The organism is Clostridia bacterium, assembly GCA_016887505.1.
Taxonomy (GTDB): Bacteria; Bacillota; TC1; order TC1; family UBA5767; genus UBA5767.
The window spans coordinates 1,087,291-1,106,715 of sequence record CP069393.1 but is presented as its reverse complement, the minus strand read 5'-3'; the positions used below and the strand labels follow the sequence as shown (position 1 = coordinate 1,106,715).

Annotated in this window: 14 protein-coding genes and 1 tRNA gene; all 15 read left to right on the top strand. The window is 41.1% G+C overall.

The window, feature by feature from the left end; genetic code table 11:
* Nucleotides 1-34: 34 nt before the first annotated feature.
* The 15 genes from JR334_05485 (at nucleotide 35) to JR334_05415 (ending at nucleotide 18,912) form a co-directional block, all read left to right on the top strand.
* Nucleotides 35-634, top strand: coding sequence for a sigma-70 family RNA polymerase sigma factor (locus tag JR334_05485; protein ID QRN86656.1), 600 nt, complete (start codon nucleotides 35-37; stop codon nucleotides 632-634).
* Between the two features lie 14 nt (nucleotides 635-648).
* Nucleotides 649-1,449 carry a zf-HC2 domain-containing protein gene (locus JR334_05480; GenBank protein QRN86655.1) on the top strand — a complete coding sequence of 267 codons (801 nt, stop codon included), beginning with the start codon at nucleotides 649-651 and terminating at the stop codon, nucleotides 1,447-1,449.
* 87 nt (nucleotides 1,450-1,536) lie between these two features.
* A complete protein-coding gene (gene polA / locus JR334_05475; protein ID QRN86654.1) occupies nucleotides 1,537-4,149 on the top strand; it encodes a DNA polymerase I in 2,613 nt (870 codons plus the stop codon).
* On the top strand, nucleotides 4,150-4,977 hold the full coding sequence (gene mutM, locus JR334_05470; GenBank protein QRN86653.1) for a bifunctional DNA-formamidopyrimidine glycosylase/DNA-(apurinic or apyrimidinic site) lyase: 828 nt from the start codon (nucleotides 4,150-4,152) through the stop codon (nucleotides 4,975-4,977). It begins immediately after the preceding gene.
* Between the two features lie 6 nt (nucleotides 4,978-4,983).
* A complete protein-coding gene (locus tag JR334_05465) occupies nucleotides 4,984-5,580 on the top strand; it encodes a dephospho-CoA kinase (GenBank protein QRN86652.1) in 597 nt (198 codons plus the stop codon).
* A 52-nt stretch (nucleotides 5,581-5,632) separates the two neighbouring features.
* The gene (locus JR334_05460) at nucleotides 5,633-6,667 is read left to right on the top strand and encodes a nicotinate phosphoribosyltransferase (protein ID QRN86651.1); all 1,035 of its coding nucleotides are present in this window, start codon (nucleotides 5,633-5,635) and stop codon (nucleotides 6,665-6,667) included.
* A 41-nt stretch (nucleotides 6,668-6,708) separates the two neighbouring features.
* On the top strand, nucleotides 6,709-8,181 hold the full coding sequence (locus tag JR334_05455) for a hypothetical protein (protein QRN86650.1): 1,473 nt from the start codon (nucleotides 6,709-6,711) through the stop codon (nucleotides 8,179-8,181).
* 9 nt (nucleotides 8,182-8,190) lie between these two features.
* Complete coding sequence (locus JR334_05450) at nucleotides 8,191-8,760, top strand: VanZ family protein (protein QRN86649.1); 570 nt, start codon at nucleotides 8,191-8,193, stop codon at nucleotides 8,758-8,760.
* Nucleotides 8,761-8,974: 214 nt separating this feature from the next.
* Nucleotides 8,975-10,021, top strand: coding sequence for an S-methyl-5-thioribose-1-phosphate isomerase (gene mtnA, locus JR334_05445; protein QRN86648.1), 1,047 nt, complete (start codon nucleotides 8,975-8,977; stop codon nucleotides 10,019-10,021).
* Nucleotides 10,022-10,149: 128 nt separating this feature from the next.
* Nucleotides 10,150-10,803: a class II aldolase/adducin family protein gene (locus tag JR334_05440; protein ID QRN86647.1), complete on the top strand. Its 654-nt coding sequence runs from the start codon at nucleotides 10,150-10,152 to the stop codon at nucleotides 10,801-10,803.
* An 8-nt stretch (nucleotides 10,804-10,811) separates the two neighbouring features.
* Nucleotides 10,812-12,002, top strand: coding sequence for a PLP-dependent transferase (locus tag JR334_05435; protein QRN86646.1), 1,191 nt, complete (start codon nucleotides 10,812-10,814; stop codon nucleotides 12,000-12,002).
* Nucleotides 12,003-12,011: 9 nt separating this feature from the next.
* Complete coding sequence (locus JR334_05430; GenBank protein ID QRN86645.1) at nucleotides 12,012-13,292, top strand: amidohydrolase; 1,281 nt, start codon at nucleotides 12,012-12,014, stop codon at nucleotides 13,290-13,292.
* Between the two features lie 12 nt (nucleotides 13,293-13,304).
* The gene (locus JR334_05425) at nucleotides 13,305-14,078 is read left to right on the top strand and encodes an S-methyl-5'-thioinosine phosphorylase (GenBank protein QRN86644.1); all 774 of its coding nucleotides are present in this window, start codon (nucleotides 13,305-13,307) and stop codon (nucleotides 14,076-14,078) included.
* A 93-nt stretch (nucleotides 14,079-14,171) separates the two neighbouring features.
* Nucleotides 14,172-14,258: transfer RNA gene (locus tag JR334_05420), tRNA-Leu, on the top strand.
* Nucleotides 14,259-14,601: 343 nt separating this feature from the next.
* Nucleotides 14,602-18,912: an amino acid adenylation domain-containing protein gene (locus JR334_05415; protein ID QRN86643.1), complete on the top strand. Its 4,311-nt coding sequence runs from the start codon at nucleotides 14,602-14,604 to the stop codon at nucleotides 18,910-18,912.
* Nucleotides 18,913-19,425 lie beyond the last annotated feature (513 nt).

The window sequence follows — 19,425 nt, the reverse complement described above, 5'->3', positions numbered from 1 at the left end:
TAGAATGGAGAATTTTAGATAGGAGGAGGTCGTTATGGTTTCCGATGTGGAACTAATAGGAAAATTCAATGATGGCGATGTAGATGCCTTTGAGCAACTAATTATTCGCTACGAAAAAAAGATATATTCCATATGTTTCTATTTTCTTAAGAATCGGGAAGATGCGGAAGACGCTGCACAGGAAATCATCCTAAAACTATATAAGAAATTGGGAAGTTTTCGTCAGGAAGCCGCATTTAGCACATGGATGAACTATGTGGCCTCGAATACATGTCGAGATTATCTTAGAAAAAGAAAACGAAATAAAGTGCTTCACTTGGATGACGATATTCAGACAGAAGATGGACAAATCAGTAGGGAATTGCCTTCTGAAGAATCCACCCCGGAAGAACGAATTGAAAATAAGGAACTAGGTGTTTTAATGCAAGACACAATTGCTAAGCTAAAGGAGGATCACAGGGAGATACTCCTGATGCGGGAATACCAAGAGCTATCCTATGAAGAAATAGCAAAAATTTTAGAAATATCTGTCGGGACAGTCAAATCTAGGATCTACCGAGCTAGGAAGGACCTGAAGGCCTTATTGAATCAGGGGGAACAACTGCAAGGTTACATACGTCAAAAAGATAGTTAAGAAAGGAGGTTGTCATGGATTGCAAAGAATGCAGAGAACAAATGAGCGATGCACTGGATTCCAAACTTGGAGATAAAGAAGCAGCGTTCAATAACCATTTAGATACATGTGATGAATGCAGAAAAGAATATGAAGAATACAAAATTATGATGCAAGCCATTCGCGACCTCCCGGACGTAGAAGTACCGGAAGGGTTCAGAAACCACTGGAAAGAGGCCGTGAAGGAACAAGAAAAGGGAATGCTAGCCGTACTGCCCCTGCATAAAAGAAGAGTACTACGAGTGGCTATGGGTATTGCTGCAGCCGGATTGATTGCCATTAATTTGCCCAACATGATAGGAATGGGTAATTCTGAAATGTTAAAAGATGAAGCACCACTGGAAATGGCGATGCAGGAGCAAGAAGTTCCGTTTGGGGATGTGCTAGAAGATAGCGATGGAATGGGTGCAGAACCTGCTGAAGAACCCATGATGTTTGCAGCACCTGCAGCAGATGAAGAGACTGAAGTTACTTTAAAAAATGCATCGCCGGAAATGGCCGTTACGGAAGAAAACAGGATGGAGCCAACTTATTTTATTAAGGAAGAAAGCTTGGCTGCCGTTAAGACGTATTTTGAACAAAAAGAGCTTTCTTTGGTAGAAGTTGAAGAAAACCCAGAATACCTTGTATATGCCGTTCAACTGGATGCAGAAGGCCTATCTAGCTGGGAGAACTTTTTAACCGAGCTAGGTGAGAAGGACGAAGAGAGTGAAAATGATGTCGGTACAGAGGAAACACCGTCGTTGGTGGAAATACGAGTGGAAATAATACAATAGAAAGAATGCAGCTATGCTCAGAAAAAGGAGCATAGCTTTCTTTTTTTTGATATGATTAGTAGAGAAATTTAACAAGGACGGTACTTAATGGAAAAGATTGTATTGATAGATGGAAATTCGTTATTACATAGAGCCTTTCATGCACTCCCACTCTTAGAAACCAAAAAAGGTCGCTACACAAATGCGGTATACGGTTTTGTAACCATGCTGCTTCGGCTGTTGGATGAAGAAAAACCAGATTATCTTTTGGTGGCTTTCGATAAGGGTAAAAAAACATTCAGACATAAAATGTACGCCGAATATAAGGGAACAAGGAAAAAAAGTGCCCCAGAGCTAGCCCAACAATTTGCCACGGTTCGCGAAGTGATGGATGCTTTGGGTATTCCTTACGTAGAAATGGATGAATATGAAGCAGATGATATCTTAGGCGCCTATGCCAAGAAAGCTGCCTCCGAGGGAAAGAATGCTCTAATTGTCACCGGAGATAGAGACGCCTTGCAATTGGTGGACGATAACATTCAAGTGCTTTATACCAAGCGGGGCATCAGCCAGACAGAACGTTGCGATATAGCCTTTATCGACGAAAAATATGGAATAAAACCGGAACAACTAATCGATGTTAAATCCCTGATGGGCGATAACTCAGATAATATTCCCGGTGTACCCGGTGTTGGAGAAAAGACCGCTTTAAAACTAATTAAGGCCTATGGCAATTTGGAAGGGGTATATGAACACTTAGGTGACGTATCCGGTAAAAAACTACTAGAAAACCTTACTACGTTCAAAGATCAGGCGGAACTTAGCTACGAGTTGGGACAGATTGCAACCAATATTGAAAATCTAGAGGATTTGGCAGATTATCGCTTCACTGGTTTGGATAAGGAAAAGGCAGCAGCTTTATTTCAGGAACTGGAATTCACATCGCTCGTTAAAAAGATGGGTATGACGACCGTAACAGTGGCCCAGGCGGAAGAAAAAAGGCCTACCCGGACAATACAATATAAGCTTGTAACCATAGAAGATATAGACGAATGGCGTGAATTTATGGCAGAACGAAAATCTGCTGAACTGGGTTTGGCCTTGGTTTGTGAACAGACCAGGAAAGAAACCAACATAAAGAAGATTCAGATCTTCGATGGTAAAACGCTAGGCGAATTTGTTCCGTTTATGCCCATGCCAGGGCAGGCCGAGGGATTTATACGGGCAACGGTAGATTCTGGACAAAGAATTATGTCCTTGCAAGCGAAAACCCTATTATCTCTGTGCAAAATGTGGGACCTAGAATTACCCTTGGTTGACGACGTATCCCTGATGGCTTACCTTTTGGATGCAGAGGCTAGAGAGTATACGGAAGAAACCCTAATTGCCAACTATTTAGATGTAAAATTGCCTTCCAATGCGGAGCATTGGGCTGTACTTGCAAATTATCTTTCCTTCCCCTTGCTTCAAAAGGCACTAGAAGAAGAGGGCCTTTTATCCCTATATGAGGATTTGGAATTGCCTCTTTTGTCTGTACTGTGTGATATGGAGCGACACGGTGTAAGGGTAGATCTGGACTATCTGTCTACTATGCGGACTAAACTACTGAAAACGATTGAAGCGATTGAATCGGAAATTTACGAGAATGCGGGAGAGCGCTTTAATATAAATAGCCCCAAGCAGCTATCCAAAATCCTGTTTGAAACGTTAGAGCTTACCCCCCTTAAAAAGACCAAGACGGGATACTCTACAGATGCAGAAGTACTGGATAAGCTGAAAGATGATCATCCCATTGTGTCCTTGGTTTTGGATTACCGTAAATGGGTTAAGTTGAATAGCACCTATGTGGAAGGATTGCTGGAGCAAGGAAGCCGAAAAGATGGCATCATTCATACCAGTTACAACCAGACGGTGGCCTCTACGGGTAGACTGTCTAGCACAGATCCTAATCTTCAAAATATTCCGATTCGAACAGAGGAATCCAAGTTGATTCGCCGAGCCTTTAAGCCAGTGGATGATGGGAATATACTCATGGCTGCAGACTATAGCCAAATTGAGCTTAGGGTATTGGCACATTTGTCTAAAGATGAGAAAATGACGCAAGCCTATATTGAGGACAAGGATATCCATACTGCAACGGCCAGTGAAGTGTTTGATATTCCTATGGAAATGGTTAATAAAGCCATGAGACGCAAAGCCAAGGCTGTGAACTTTGGAATCGTATATGGGATTAGTGATTTTGGCCTGGCCCGTGACTTGAACATTCCTGTTTATGAAGCCAAGGAATATATAGAGACCTATTTTGAACGCTATCCTGGGGTTAAGAGATTCATTGATGAGACCATTGCGGAAGCCAAAGCTTCTGGTGAAGTAAGAACGATGCTCAACAGAAAGAGAAGAATACGAAATATAAATAGCAGCAATTTCAATGCTAGAAGTGGTGCTGAGCGGATGGCGATGAATACCCCGGTACAAGGTTCAGCGGCAGATATTATAAAGATTGCTATGCTGAAGGTGGATGAGGCTTTGAAAAAAGAAAAATTAAAAGCTAGAATGATCCTTCAAGTACATGATGAAATCATCTTAGAGTTACCCAAAGAAGAGTTAGAGGCCGCAACAGATTTGTTGCGTCGATGTATGGAAGATGCGTACAAACTTTCGGTGCCTTTGAAGGTGGATATGAAGAGCGGTACAACATGGTACGACATGGAGGGAATCTAAATGCCCGAATTGCCAGAGGTCGAGAACATTAGACGTGAGCTAGACGGCTCACTTAGAAACAAAGAAATCTTGGACTGTAAGGTGTTGCGAGCTAGTGTTATCAAGAATACAGATGCAAGCTACTTTGAGCAGGTAATGCAAAATAATGTAATAGAGGGATTTGCAAGAAGAGGCAAGTATTTATTGGGAAGCCTATCTACAGGCCATATGCTGATAGTGCATTTGGGCATGACTGGGCAGCTGTATCTTAGCAATGAAGGCACAGCGATGAAAAAGCACACCCATGTGATCTGGAAACTGTCAGGAGGGGAAGAGATGCGATTTACCGATGTGCGCCGGTTTGGCGGGATCCATCTTTTAGACAACCATGATATATCCTGTTTACCCGGATTACGCAAGATGGGCCCAGAACCATTGGACCCTTCCTTCGGGCCGAATGATTTTCTTGCTTTGTTTGAAAAGAAAAGAAGTGGTGCTATAAAACGCTGGTTACTAGATCAAAGCTTTATCGCTGGTATTGGGAATATTTATGCCGACGAATCGCTTTTTGCAGCAGGCATCTACCCTGGCCGGGATATTTCGACTCTTACAAAAAAAGAGAAAAGAAAGCTATATGATTCTATTTTGTCTGTTTTAAGGCAGGCAATTGCGGAAGGTGGCTCAAGCATAAATGACTATATCAATGCGAGAGGGCAGAAAGGCGGATTCCAGGAAAGCCATAAGGTATATGGCAAGGAAAACGTGCCTTGTGTTATTTGTGGAACCCCGCTCAGCTCTTGCAAAATAGCAGGCAGGACGACGACCTACTGCCGTCACTGCCAGAAGTAGGTGCTTATGATTATTGGACTTACAGGGAATATGGGAACCGGGAAAACCACAGTAGCTCGTTTTTTGCGGTCAAAAGGTGCCCTAATAATTGATGCAGATCAATTGGCTAGAGAAGTAGTTGCCCCCGGCAGGCCTGCCTATGAGGATATAGTCGCATTTTTTGGAAAAGAAATTTTAAATCAAAACAAGGAAATTGACCGAAAAGTGTTGGGAAAAATTGTTTTTGGAGATGCCCCCAAACGAGAGCAATTAGAGAAATTTATCCATCCACGTATCATAAACCGGATGAATACAATCATAGAAAAGCAGGGGAAGGAAACGGTAATCGTTATTGATGCCCCACTTTTAATTGAGGCTGGATTGCATAAACGTGTGGACAAGGTATGGGTTACAGACTGTAGCAAAAGCACGCAAGCAGACAGAATTAAGAAACGAGATGGCCTCAGTGATAAAGAAATTGAAAAGAGACTGTCCTCTCAGATGAGTAGTGAAGAAAAGCTTTCCTATGCTGATTTAGTAATTGATACGAATGGAAGCAAGCAAATGGTGCAAAAATATCTTGATGAGGTATGGGATAAGCAAGTTTTAGGCAAAATATATTAAAAATTATCACCGGTTGAGGTAAAATTAAGTTTAAGAATGTGAGGAATAAACTATGGCAGAATTAAAGAAATTAGATCAGGTTGGTGCTTTTCATGTCGATGAGGAACGACTGTTCTACTCCGCAACCCACGAAGAAATATTGGATGGCTATACAACGGATGTTTACTTTGTTAAAACAAGGGAAATCCTGAATGAGATGGGTAAGGGACAGACGAATGTAGTGGCTGAAGTATTTGCTAGAAAAACGGGTATGTTTGCCGGTATCGGCGAAGTAGAAAATCTGTTGAAAGATAAGAAGGTTAAAGTTCATGCTCTGCCTGAGGGATCTGTGTTTTATGAAAAAGAGGTCGTGCTAAGAATAGAAGGACCATATGATGAATTCGGTATGTTTGAAACCGTTATTCTTGGTATGCTTGCCAGCTCCAGTGGTTGGGCTACTGCAACGGCTGAGATTGTGGAAGCAGCTGCCGGTAAACCAGTATATTCTTTTGGTGCTCGACACGTACATCCTGCTGTTGCACCGGTAATGGAGCGCGCTGCTCTTATTGGAGGGGCATCGGGTGCAAGCTGCATAGTGGCTGCTAAACTACAGAATCTTGAACCGGTAGGAACTGTTCCACATGCCATTTTTTTGGTTTTGGGCGATACCCTAGAGGGAGCAATTGGTTATGACAAATATATGCCAGAGAATGAACCAAGGCTAGTCCTAGTAGATACCTTCCAGGATGAGGCAGTTGAAACACTCCGAATAGCAGATTATTTTGGTGAACGTTTAAAAGGCATTAGATTGGATACTCCGAGTGAACGAGGTGGAGTTACACAAGGACTTGTCCGTGAGATACGTGCAAGACTGGATATGAGTGGACACCAGAATGTGCAGATATTTGTATCTGGAGGGCTTACTCCAGAGCGAATTGAGCTATTGAAAGAAGCTGGTGCGGATGCGTTTGGTGTAGGTAGCTATATTTCAGGTGCTTCGGCAATAGACATGACGATGGATTTGAAAGTGGTGGATGGCAAACCAATCGCCAAACGTGGTCGTATTCCGGGTTTGACGGAGACGTCTCGTTTAAAAAGGATCATATAACGGGTCAAGGACTGATTTTTATTTAGATCAAGGGGAGCAAGATGGCAAGACAATCTCTTTTAAGAAAATATCTTTTAATAGCAACGAGCATATTAGTCGTGACCTTTCTTTCTGTTTACTTAATTCAACGAACCTTTGAACAGACGCCAGACCCTACTGTGCAAATTACTGGTTTGGTTACCGAAGAAAGTATGGTCACCTTGGTTATCCAAGATGAGCCGAGTACCCTTGATCCTACAAGACAAGAATCCTTTGCTGAGCGTATGGTTTGCACACTTCTATACCAATCATTATTTGAAGATGCTGGAGGCAGTGTCGTTGCGAGTGATCTGATTGAACAGGTAAAAGAAGAACAATCTATCCTGACGATAGATCTGAACCCATTCAAGGTATTTCATAGTGGCAGAAGGGTTGGTGCAGAGGATGTCAAATATAGTATTGAACGAGCCATACGGATGGCAAATAGCAATTCGCCTAAACTGATTCGATTGCTCGAGGGCTTGAAGGGCTTGGACAAATATTTAAGTGGAGCCACTGAGGGAATAGATGGTATCCAAATTTTGGATGGCAACTCGATAAGCATTGAATGGTCAGGAGATATTAATGTGCTGAAACGTATTCTAGGCTTACCGCAATTTGCAATACTTGAAAAGACTACTTTGCTGCAGAATGAAGAGTACGGTGCATTTGTAGCGGAGGGGGAAGAACCCTCTATTAATGGAACCGGAAGTTTTAGGATAATTGCTTGGGATGATGATTTTTTAGCATTAGAACCCATTGCTGTTAGCATTAAGGAAAATGCGAATCGATTGGAAATTTGTTTTGATGAACGGCTTGATTCCATTCTATATGGTCTGCGTATGGGTGAGTATGATGCTGCTTTGGTGGACACGGCTATCGGAGAGGAGAAAACATTTTTCTTGGCAGAATCAGAAGGATGGAAGGCCCTTTCTTCCGGTGAAGTACTCTATATGAAAACGGGAATTCCTAAAACGCCTGAAATAAATAAGGTCTTGATTCTCGCTTTAAATCGCAGTAGCTTGCGACAAGCTTTAGGTTGGGAAAGAGTACTAGAATCTTCACCGGAGTTGTCTGCCGGATTGGATCAAATGGAAGTTTTCTACGAAAATCCTGAAATTGCTCAAAGTACTTGGGAGCAAATCAAAGACCAACAAATTGAACTTCAGATAGGATATATCCAACACCCCAAGATGGAACTAGTGGCTTCAACACTCAGCGAGGAATACAGGAACCTGGGCATAACAGCCAAGATGGTTGGATTTGAAAAAAATGAGGATATGGAAATAGCGTTAAAAAATGGTAGCATTCATGCCTACCTGAATACGTATTATGCTGATTCGCGACTTTACCAGAATGGAGCATACTTACAAGTTGAACCGTTAGACATTGAATCCGGCATGAAATATGTGCCTTTGTTGCAAAATGAACAATACTACCGATTTGGAAATGAGGATGATATTCCTCTTAACTTATCAAAAATATTGGTGCAGTAAGGAGTCGTAATGAGCTATATATTCATGGAGTTGAGTGAGGTTTTAGCAGGACGTGTCGTGCATGTTCTGCTTGGCCTGATTCTGATATATATGCTGAGCATAGGAATTCGTGTTGTGCAAAAACGTCACTATGGCCTGCCAAAAGAATCGGCCCTTTTTTTACTATTTTTCTATTGCTGTTTGCTCATTATGTTGGTATCACCTACTGCATTCCAGGGGGGATGGCCATCTTTGGATAACTGGCAAGTGTTTTTTAGTCCGCAATATATCAATCTAACACCATTTCAGACCATACACCGCTATACAGTTGGCTCTGATGCTTTCTTTATTAATATTTTGGGCAACATTCTCCTGTTTATTCCGGTTGGTCTTTATGCGGCTACCTTGCTTGAAAAACCACGTTGGTGGAAGGTTACGGCGGCCATTGCTTTTTTTTCTATTGCCATAGAATTGACTCAGCTACTATCTTTCAGAGTAACCGATATTGATGATGTGTTATTGAATACGCTTGGAGGATGGATGGGGTATATTACGTATCTGATACTCCGAAATCGTTGGAAAAGAATAAGAATAGACTAGACCGCCTTAAGGGCGGGCTTTTTACTGCTCTTGATGATGGAGAAGCTTTTTTGACAAGAATGTTATCCCGTGATAATTTTTAGGAGCAGTTCGTAAAGCATTTGGATAAGCCTTACGGGTTCTGGCAGGTTATGATGAATTATGATAAGGCTGCTTTCGCCTATTTGATTATATGAATGAACAGATCTGAATAAATTGTAAGGAGAATAGTATAGTGCCAAATACCATTGAAACAGTCCTTTTCATTGACAAGGAATTGCGATTGATAGACCAACGTAAGATTCCCAACACGTTTGAATATTATTATTGCCGCGATTACAGACAAGTAGAATTTGCGATTAAAGATATGGTTGTCCGCGGGGCTCCAGCGATAGGAGATGCAGCTGGGTATGGTGTGGTTTTGGCCGCGAAGGAATTTTTGTCCTTGAATTCGGATGAGTTTAAGAAAAAAACCTTGGAAGCCTGCGACTGTTTGCAAGCATCCAGACCTACTGCGGTCAATCTCACATGGGCACTTGCTAGAATGCGCAAAATTATTGCGGCTGGTGGGACGAATCAAAGCATTGCCACTCGGATAAGGCAAGAAGCAGATACTATTCTTAAAGAAGACATCGAAACCAGCATAATGATATCTAAAAATGGAGCAAAATTGGTGCCACAGGGTGCTACCATATTAACCCACTGCAATACCGGAGCCTTAGCAGTATCAGGTTATGGCACAGCCTTAGGCGTGATACGGCAGGCACATTATGAAGGTAAGGATATTTTTGTTTACGCTGATGAGACTCGACCGAGATTGCAAGGTGGCAGATTGACAGCTTGGGAATTGCTGCAAGAAAAAATACCAGCAAAATTAATTGTAGATGGCGCAGCAGCAACCTTGATTCGAGATGGGAAAATAGATTTGATTGTGGTTGGGGCGGATCGTATTGCTGCAAACGGCGATACAGCGAACAAGATTGGCACCTTTATGTTGTCGGCCTTGGCGAAAGTGTACGATGTTCCTTTTTATATTGCCGCGCCAATTAGTACGTTGGATAGAGGGACTGCAAGTGGAAAGGGAATATTAATCGAAGAACGCGCAAAAGAAGAAATTACTCAGATGGAAGGGCTGCAAATAGCCCCCGTCGGAATAGATGTGTACAACCCAGCATTTGATGTGACACCATGGGAAAACATTACGGGAATCATTACTGAAAAAGGTGTATTGCGTCCACCCTACCAAGAGCAGATAAAGCGGGTCGTAGAAGAAAAAGGATAGCTAAAAAGTTAGAGGTATTAAAGAGTCCTTGGATATCAGGGCACGGTGAATACCATTGAGATTCTAAAGGGAATAATATTTGAGGCTATGTCTTGAATGAATGAGTAGAGTTAGGATTAGGAGTAAATATGTCAATAAAATATGAAGAAATTAGAAAAGCTGTTATTGAGACCGGAAAAGAGATGAAGGCATGCAGTTTGGTTGTGGGAACCTGGGGTAACATCAGTGTCCGCATAGAAAACCAAGCACTGATGGCCATAACACCGTCAGGTGTAGACTATGATATTATTACACCCGAGCAGATAGTCATTATGGATTTTGACGGTAACATTGTGGATGGAAAATTGAAACCTTCAATTGAACATCCCTTGCATGGTGCTGTCTATAAGAACCGTGAAGAAGTGAATGCAGTAATGCATACACATAGTACCTTTTCCACGGCATTTGCCTTGGCTAGAAAACCAATCCCAGCGGCTGCAGAAGATCTGGTACAAATCGTAGGTGGCGAGGTTCGGGTTAGTGAGTATAGACTTCCGGGCACGACTGCTTTAGCGGAGGTAGCGGTAAAGGCTCTTGAAGGTCGCAATGCGGTTATTCTTGCCAACCATGGCTGTTTGGCGGCAGGGCCTAATTTGAAGGAAACGTTGAAAATTGTTGGCGTGGTTGAAAAAACTGCTCAAGCTACCATACATGCCATCCAATTAGGTGGAGTGGTTCCGTTAAGTCAGGAAGATGTGGACAGTATGAGATCTTTTTATTTGAATCAGTACGGCCAGCGCTAGGAGGCGACATGGATATGAAAGAATTCGAGTTTGATACAAAGCTCATTCATGGTGGCAGCCACGAGTTGAATGCAGAAAATGCGCTAAGCACACCAATTTATCAGACATCCACGTTCGCATTCCATGATACCGATCATATCGAGCGGGTTATGTCTTTTGAAAGCAACGATTGCGTATATACCCGGGGTAATAATCCTACTTTGAAAGTATTTGAAAAAAGAATGGCAGATTTGGAAGATGGGGTGGATGCCGTTGCTTTTTCTTCGGGTATGGCTGCCATTAGTTCGGTCCTGTTCTCGTTAATGAAAGCAGGCGATACACTAGTGACCCATCGAACTATTTATGGGTCTACCTATAATCTAGTGACGAAGATTTTGCCGCGTTATGATATGGTTTGCAAAATGTTGGACATGACTAATCTTGCAGCATTGGAAAAGGAACTCAAGGAGCAGACGGCTACGGTTGTTTATTTTGAAACACCATGCAATCCAAATTTAGAAATAATTGATATCAAAGAGGTATGCCTGCTGGCGAAGAAGTATGGTGCCAAGGTAGTCGTAGATAATACGTTTGCTTCTCCTTATCTACAAAGGCCGTTACTGTTGGGAGCCGACGTGGTAATTCATAGCGCAACCAAATACATTTGTGGCCATGGTGATGTAATCGGCGGTGTGGCTATCTCTAAAGATCTTGACTATATCATGAGCTTGAAGTTTAACTTTATGTCTGAAATTGGTGGAGTGATGAGTCCATTTAATGCCTGGCTATTGATTCGAGGTTTAAAAACGCTACATATCAGAATGGATCGGCATATGGAAAATGCTAAACGGCTAGTTGATTTTTTGCAGTCTCACTCTAGTGTTTCGAGTGTTTTATATCCGGGACTTGAAGATTTTCCTGGGCATAAAATTGCCAAGCAACAGATGAATGGATTTGGTGCTATGATCGGCTTTGAAGTAAAAGGTGGCTTGGAAAATACCAAGAAAGTCATGAATTCCTTAAAAATGACCCAAATCGCAGTTAGCCTAGGGGATTGTGAGACTTTGATTGAACAACCGGCAGTCATGACCCATAGGGGTTATGACTCTGCAGAATTGGAAAAATTTGGGCTTAGTGAACAGCTGTTACGCGTTTCTGTTGGATTGGAGTCTATCGAAGATATAATCGAAGATTTTGACCAGGCACTCAGTAATATATAGGAGTATAGTATGAATATTCTAATTAAGGGTGGTCAGATTCTGACCATGGAAAATGAAGAGATTCAATTTGGTGATATTGGTATCATTGATGATACGATTAGTTTTATTGGCAGCGATAGTTCCTTTGTTGCGGATAAGGTTATTGATGCGAATGATTGTATTGTGATGCCGGGCTTGATCAATGCACATACCCATAGCGCGATGACGCTTCTTAGAAATTATGCGGATGATCTACCTTTTTGGGATTGGTTAGAAGGAAGTATATTGCCCATTGAGGAAAAGCTTACAGGGGAGGATATCTATTTAGGATCTCGACTTGCTATTGCAGAGATGATTCGCTCTGGGATAACTACCTTTGGGGATATGTACATGTTTATGGATGAGGTGGCGAAAGCTGTTAGTGAGTCTGGCATTCGGGCCAATCTGTCTAGAGGTGTTACTGGACAGGGAGAATGCGGGATAGAAAAAATTACGGAATCAGTTGATTTTTACAATCAATGGAATGGTACAAATAATGACCGAATTCGTGTAGACTTCGCGCCACATGCACCGTATTCCTGCGACGATGCATATATTGGCCATATTATGGATGCAATAAGGAAACTAGATACTAGAGTACATATTCATTTGTCTGAAAGCCAAGATGAAATTCAGAAATCGCTAGAGCAACATGGTGTAACGCCAATTGCCCATATGCGTGATCTGGGCTTGTTTGAGTTTCCAACCTATGCGGCTCATTGTGTGCACATAACAGATGATGATATTAACATACTGAAAGAAAATGGGGTATCAGTAGTAAACAATCCAGGTAGCAATCTTAAAATAGCGAATGGATTTGCCCCGGTTAAGAAAATGCTGAATGCCGGTGTAAACGTATCCGTGGCTACAGATGGAGCGGCGAGTAACAATAACTTGAATATGTTTGAAGAAATGAATTTGGCAGCCTTGGTCAACAAAGCAGTAGAAAACGATGCAACGACTGTTCCGGCCTATATGGCACTTAGCATGGGAACCATACATGGTGCACGAGCATTGGGAAGACAAGGAGAAATTGGAAGCCTCTTGGTAGGAAAAAAAGCTGATATCATCTTGGTTGATATGTCCAAACCGCATTTTTATCCTCGATATAATCTGATTGCCTCTTTGATTTATTCTGCACAAGCAGGGGATGTAAAGACGGTTCTTTGTAATGGACAGGTCTTAATGCAAGACTACAAGTTGCTGACTATGGATGAACAAGAGGTGTTGTTTGCAGCACAGGAGGCAGCAACACGATTCAAGAATAGATAGGAAGGTAGAAAAATGAGGAGAGCAATTATTGGCGGAACGGGTGTGTACGGCGTTGAAGGACAGAACAGGCAAGAAACGGTTGTTACTGAGTATGGTGCTGTGACGGTAGATATTCAGTGCTATAAAGGACAAGAAATTGTCTTTCTAGCTAGGCATGGTAAGGCTCATTCTGTTCCTCCTCATCTAATTAATTATAGGGCCAATATGATGGCATTGAAGCAACTTGATGTTACCCATGTTTACGCTACTTGCGCTGTCGGGTCTTGCAACAAGGAATTCACGCCAGGGGATATCGTTGTGATGCGTGATTTTATGGATTTTACAAAGTCAAGAGCGCATACGTTTTATGAGGGTGCTGATGGTGTCAAGCATACTGATATGTCGGAACCGTATTGCCATAATTTGGTGGAACGTTTTTATAAAGAGAGTATCAGACACAATTTGAAAATACGAGGCAATGCTGTATACGTATGCACAGAAGGGCCACGTTTTGAAACTGCTGCTGAAATCGATTTCTACCACAGGAACAAGGGAGACGTTGTAGGGATGACCAATGTGCCAGAAGTAGTATTAGCCAAGGAGTTGGGGATGTGCTATAGCGCTATTGGTATCGTTACGAATTGGTGTACTGGCTTTGCGAATGATGAGGAGATTGGTTATGAGGAAATTATGGGGGCACTCGTTGAAAACAAGAAAAGCATAACTGGATGTGCCTTAGACATTCTGTCAGATCCTACACTAAATCAAGACTTATGTCGTTGCAATCGGGCGGTAATGTGTCTCTAGGGCTTAGGCGAGTATAGATGAAAAAAATTAAAAAAGTCTTTCATTATCTTTTAGGATGTGTATAATATTAAATAGGTTTTGTACCAAGTTCGTGCAGGAGTGCTGGAATTGGCAGACAGGCTAGATTGAGGGTCTAGTGTCCGAAAGGTCGTGTGGGTTCAAGTCCCATCTCCTGCACCAACAAAATAATCCGAACGATTCATTTGCCTTTAGGCAGAAGAATGGTTCGGATTTTTTATTATATGAAAGTGTATACTTGGTTGTTTTTCAAGCTTTTGGAAGGGTGAAAAATAGGAATAATCCAACTTTGTGTAACTGAAAGAAAAGCTAAATTCTATCAGTATAACACTTTGAGTGAACAAGATGTTCCCTGACAGGTAAAATTAACTAAATTTCATCAATTCTTTTACCTAAGCTAATTGCAACACTAGGATATAGTATATATAATACTAGTGAGAACAAAGATTGCATAAAAAATTACGTTCAAAGGAGTCTGAAATTGAAGCAAATACAGTTCTATCCATTGACGAACCCACAAAAGAGCGTCTGGTACACAGAAAAACTGAATCCAGGAACCACGATTGGCACAATTTGCGCCACTTTGAAGGTGGAAAGCCCACTAAAGTATGAAATTGTAGAACAAGCAATTAATACCGTGATTCAGAGAAACGAAGCTTTCAGAATACGCATTGTGGAAGAAGCAGGAGAGCCCAAACAGTATATTGGACCCGAAGAAGAATATTTCAAATTGGATTATGTTGATTTTACTGGTCAAAGTGTTGAAAAACTATACGAATGGGATAGCGAACAAAGCAAAATTGTCATACCTGAGCTTAATAATAAGCTCTATTACTTTGCTTTTTTGAAACTGGATGAGCGTAACTGTGCGATTTTCACCCGAATCCACCATCTTATTTCAGATGCTTGGTCTGTAGTACAGATTGGCAATGAGATTTTGGAAAACTATGTGGCAATTGAAAAGGGTGATACCTTAGCAAAAGACAACAACCCTTCTTATCTCGAGTATTTGGAAAAAGAAGTGGAATATATGCAATCCAAAAAGTATCTTTCAGACCAAATATTTTGGAAAGAACGTTATGCTGAACTGCCAGACTTAACTACACTAAAAAGCCGCGTTTCCAATGAGACGACCATTAAGTCTGTACGCAAGACGTTTGTGCTTCCAGAAAAATTAACCAAACAGATCCGTGAATTTTGTAAGGAGAACAGGACATCAATTTTTGCTTTGTTCTATTCTGCGTTGTGCATGTACATAAATAGGGTAAAAGGTAAAGAAAAAGTCACGATTGGTGTGCCCGTTTTGAATAGAACGAATCCCAGAGAAAAGAGAATGATTGGGATGTTCATCAGCACGGTACCGCTGACGGTAGAAGTAAACGATGAGATGAACTTTATGGAGTTCTCCAAAGTGGTTGGTAAAACTTGGTTGTCCGTACTGAAGCATCAGAAGTATCCTTACGAGAACATCCTAAAGGAAGTTCGCGAAATGCATAAGGGCACTGAAAAACTGTATGATATCGCAATATCCTACCAAAATGCCAAAATGATCAAGAACAGTCATGGTCTTAAACATGAGGCAAGATGGCACTCAAATGGATACCAGATGGAGTCACTCTATATTCATGTTAATGACCGTGAAGACGATGGCAGAATAATTTTGAACTATGATTTTATTGAAGACCTTTTTTATAAAAAGGAAATTGAATTCATAAACGACCATATTATTCGCCTGCTTTGGCATGCTTTGGACAACCCTCAAAGAGAACTGTATAAGGTGCATATGCTCTCAGAGGTTGAAACCAAGAAGGTAGTACATGATTTCAACCAAACCGATGCAGATTATCCTCGGGATAGGGTGATTCATGAAGTCTTTGAAGAACAGGCACAGAAAAACCCAGAGGCAACGGCTCTTATCTATCAGGATAAGACCTACAGTTATAAATGGTTGAACGAACGTGCTAACCAAATTGCTCATTTGTTACTTGATAAAGGTGTAAAAGAGGAAGAGATAATTGCGTTGCTGTTTAATCGGTCTCCAGAGATGATTGCCAGCATCTTGGGTGTACTTAAGGCTGGTTGTGCTTATCTACCGATTGACCCAGGCTACCCAGAGGAAAGAATTAATACCATCATGGCAGACAGTGGCGCGACGATTTTACTGAGAAATGTCGACGACGAAGAAAATTATCAGTGCCTAGTCAATATGTACATTTCTGAAGAACTGCTTTGTTCATATTGTAAGGAAAATTTGAACTTGCCAATCCAAGGGAATCGTTTGGCTTATATTATTTATACATCTGGCTCTACAGGCAACCCAAAGGGCGTAATGATAGAACACCGAAATGTAATGGCCTTGATTCTAAATAAGAGACTCGAATTTGATTTTAATGAAAAAGATGTATGGGCAAATTTCCATTCGTATTGTTTTGATGTGTCCGTTTGGGAGATGTATGGCGCCTTGCTGTACGGTAGCTCACTCTTATTGCTGGATAAGGAAATTGTTAGGGATCCAAGAGATTTTTTACAAAAATTGATTGAAAATAAGGTAACGGTATTGTGTCAGATACCAGTGGCCTTTTACAATTTGATGCAAGAAGAACTGCGTCAAAAGGAAAAATCATTAAAACTAAGGTATGTTATTTTTGCTGGAGAATCTCTTAAACCATTTATGCTTGATGCGTTTAAACAACGATATCCTGAAACTACCTTGGTTAATATGTACGGTGTAACTGAGGCGACCGTGTACCAAACGTACAAAGAAATTACGGAAGATGATATATTGAATGCTTCAGATAATATTGGAAGACCCTTAAGCGGAGACTATATTTATATTGTTGATCGAAACTTACAACCGGCACCTATTGGCGCCATGGGTGAGATGATGATTGGCGGTGAAGGAGTTGCGAGAGGTTATTTGAATAGGCCGGATTTAACAGCATCAAGATTTATCGATAATCCTTTTATGAAAGGTGACCGACTATATCGAACGGGCGACTTTGCGAGATGGTTTCCAGAAGGAGAAATTGAGTACCTAGGCCGGATGGACCACCAAATAAAAATCAGAGGGCACCGTGTCGAACTTGGTGAAATCGAGAAGAAAATCCTTTCCTTTAGTGGGATTCGAAAGGCTGCGGTTATCGCCAAAAATGATGACCAAGACAAGAAAATACTATGTGCTTATTATGTCGCAGATTCACTGATTGAGCAACAGGACGTCAAGGAGTATCTAATAGCTGAATTGCCTGCCTATATGGTGCCGGCATATTATTTGCAGATGGATAGTTTTCCCTTAACATCGACGGGCAAGGTAGATGTTAAATCACTACCAGAACCAAACAAGTTTATTCAGTCAGACTATGCGGCACCGGAAGATGAAAACCAAAGAATCATTGCTGAAATATGGCAGGAAATCTTAGATGTTGAAAAAGTTGGCATAGATGATAATTTCTTTGATCTGGGTGGAGATTCACTAAGCGCAGTCCGGTTCTCATCGTATCTGTATCAGTATGAGCTAAGAATAGACTTACAGGATATTTATAGACATCCTACAATAAAAGGCCTTAGCAAGCATGTTTGCAGCATTGACAAGGAAGCTGTGGGTTCACAAGAACCAACTTCCTTATCTGGTGGTAAACTCTTCAAACAGACTAGCCAATCCATTACGGATAGAATCATTTTAAACGACTTACCAAAGCTAGATTCAGCTGCTCTGACCTATATACCGGAAGATTTTTTGATGCTCAACCGTACTTCTAAAAAAGAGGTTATTGAAGGAGTCTTTCAAGATGAACCGGTATTGTATCATCGAATTGCTGGTGAAGAAGGAACGATTGGAGTTTTTGCACTACCGCTGATCAATAGTGAACTTTATACCAACCAAGATAGGCTTCTTGAAAAATCTAGGAGTGCCATTCTCTTGGCCGAACAATTAGGAGCTAAAGTAGTGTCTTTGACGGGATTGATTCCATCGGCAACCTCTTACGGTGAAGATATTCAGCGCTTAATTGATGAAAGTAATTCATCAATTAAGGTGACTAGTGGACACACCACCACCGCTGCTTCAGTAATTCTTTCCATTGAAAGACTGCTAGCAGATAGTGGAAGAATAATTGGTCACGAGCAGGTGGGTGTGCTTGGGCTAGGCTCGATTGGCTCAACAGCCATCAAGTTATTAATCCGAATTGGCCACCACCCTAAGTGTATACTTTTATGTGATATTGAATCGAAACAAAGTTATTTGGAAAGCTTAAAGATTGAATTAAGGGAACTATATGGTTACAAAGGTACCATTAACATTGCTTATGCAAAACCAGATGGTCTTCCAAGTGAATTGTACGATTCTTCCCTGATTATTGGAGCAACGAACGTTGCGGATGTCTTGGACGTTGAAAAACTTAAAGCAGGGACTTTGATTATTGATGATTCTGGTCCACACTGTTTTGCAAAGGAAAAAGCAATAGAAAGACTATTGCATAGACAGGATATTTTATTTACCGAAGGCGGGGTTTTGGAAGCGCCTACCATGATGAGTAAAATGACGTATTTCCCTAAGCAAATGACAACAGCCTTTAAGGAAAAATATCAACAGAATTTCACAAGTGGTCCCGATATAACAGGATGTATTTTATCAAGTTTACTGTCTGCAAAGCACAGCAACTTGAAACCTGTTGTTGGAAATGTGGACATTGAGGATTGCATGTGCCATTATGAGACTCTGACGGAGTTGGGGTACAAAGGTGCACATCTTCATTGTGATGATTTTTTGATTGATCAAGTTCTCATTGAGAAGTTTCGGAGTCGCTATAGCCAATAAAGCTATAGCTCTCCTTTTTTAGGGGGATGACCATATGGTAGAAACATTCGGGTTTTCATTTTATCTTTTAATTTTGTCTGCAATATCAATTGCGGCGCTATTTATATATATTGTTAGAATGAAGAACAAGACTCAGATGCACTATACGTTTTTAGTTACAATCTTTCTGATCTTCGTATGGAACGCAGGTCATATTTTGGAAGTAGTGACCTCGGTACAATATGGCTATACGAATATGCGTTTTGTTGATATTTATTATTTCGGTTTGATTTTTGTTCCTGTTGCTCTTTTGTTTAATGGACTAGTATTCGTTCATACTAAACTCAGAATAAACTGGAAGCATATATTACTATTGTTATTCCCAACCATTGACTACATCTTGCTTTTAACGAACAATTATCATCAGCTATATTTCATAAAGTACTCCATCTATGGGAGTCAGACTATTTATGGTAAATTTTTTCTATACCATACGATTATCCAATATTCATACATTATCGTTGCTCTATGTTT